This is a genomic window from Nocardioides dubius (genome assembly GCF_039528155.1).
Lineage (GTDB): Bacteria > Actinomycetota > Actinomycetes > Propionibacteriales > Nocardioidaceae > Nocardioides > Nocardioides dubius.
Window position 1 is genome coordinate 302,010 of record NZ_BAAALG010000002.1, and the last position, 1,459, is coordinate 303,468.

The 1,459-nt window shown below is 67.5% G+C and carries 2 protein-coding genes; both read right to left on the reverse strand.

Annotation, left to right across the window (positions count from 1 at the left end; translation table 11 throughout):
- Nucleotides 1-55: 55 nt before the first annotated feature.
- Nucleotides 56-1,144, reverse strand: coding sequence for a 2Fe-2S iron-sulfur cluster-binding protein (locus ABD151_RS03265; RefSeq protein WP_343991289.1), 1,089 nt, complete (start codon nucleotides 1,142-1,144; stop codon nucleotides 56-58).
- Nucleotides 1,134-1,459 (reverse strand): hypothetical protein (locus tag ABD151_RS03270; protein ID WP_343991290.1); only part of this gene is annotated, 326 nt, incomplete at its 5' end. The genes ABD151_RS03265 and ABD151_RS03270, both read right to left, overlap by 11 nt.

The following is a 1,459-nucleotide window of genomic DNA, read 5'->3' on the forward strand; positions in this document are numbered from 1 at the left end:
GCAGGTTCGGGTGTGAACAAGCGCAGGTTCGGGTGTGAACAAGCGCAGGTTCGGGCTAGCCGTTGAAGGAGATCTTCAGGGTCTCGCTCTGGGCCTGGGCCTGGCAGGTGAGGCGGATGCCGTCGTCCAGGTCGGCCTTGTCGAGGACCTCGTTGTGCTTCATTGACAGGTCGCCCTCGAGCACCACGCAGGCACACGCGGAGCAGTTGCCCTCGCGGCACGAGAACGGCGCCGGGACGCCCTTCTCCTCCAGGAAGTCGAGGAGCAGCTTCTTGCCGTCCCAGTCCTCGAAGGTCCAGTCCTCACCGTCCAGCTCGACCTCGACCTTGACCGGGCCGAAGCTCGGGCCGTCGTCGGCAGGCTCGTCCGCGTCGTCGGCGGCGGCCAGATCGGCCTCCGCCGCACGGATCTCCTCGACGTCGCCGAACGGGTTGCCGCCCAGCGAGACGAACTTCTCCTGGTGCCGGCGCTCGCGCGGGAACTCCAGCTCACGCAGCGCGGTGGAGACCGCCTTCATGAACGGCGCCGGACCGCAGCAGAACGAGGTGTAGGTCGAGAACGTCGCGGCGAACGCCTTGAGCTGGTCCTGCGTGGGCAGGCCCTGCACGCTCTCCAGCCAGTGCACGACGATCAACCGGTCGGGGTTCTCCGCGGAGAGCCGCGCCCACTCCTCGGCGAAGATCACCGAGTCCTGGTCGCGGTTGGCGTAGAAGACCACGATCTTGCCGGTGCCGTTGGCCAGCGCGGTGCGCGCGATCGAGATGATCGGCGTCACGCCGCTGCCGCCGGCGAAGAGCAGCAGGTCGACGTCCAGGCTGGCCGGCGTGAAGATCCCGGACGGCGGCAGCACACGCAGCGTGTCTCCGGCCTTGAGGTTGTCGCACAGCCAGTTCGAGGCGTAGCCGTCGACGGTCCGCTTCACGGTGACCGTGAGCGGCTGGTCGCTGACCGGCGAGCTGCTCAGCGAGTAGCAGCGCGCGACCAGGCCGGTCTGCTCGCTCGGCACCGCGAGGGTGAGGAACTGTCCGGGCTTGTAGTCGAACTTCCCGGCAGCCTCGTCGGTGAGGTCGAACGCGATGGAGCAGGCGTCCGCGGTCTCGCGGATGACCTCGCGCACCGGCAGGACGTAGGACTCAGTATCCATCTTCAGCTCCGATGGGAATCTTGCCTTCGCAGGCCGCAGCGTCGATGCTGGCCTGCAGGCGTGGGCATGGTTCGAAAATCGTTCGCCCACGAGGGGCGGCGGCCATTCTGGCGAATTCCTGGCAGTCGTTCTGCGCCTGTCCCGTCCATTGGATGCTGGTGTGGTGTTCTGAGTTCTTCTTCACACCGACGACGGCGAGGCAGTCGAGGCACGCGACCTCGACCAGCCGCGCCTTCGTGTAGAGACGCTGGTCCTCCTGCGTCTCCTCCCGGGTGGGCGAGAAGCCGGGCATCAGCCGTTGTCGCTGGCGGCGCC

Excerpts from the sequence above, each read along its gene's own strand:
- ABD151_RS03265 (WP_343991289.1), bottom strand. The coding sequence starts at position 1,144 with ATGGATACTGAGTCCTACGTCCTGCCGGTGCGCGAGGTCATCCGCGAG.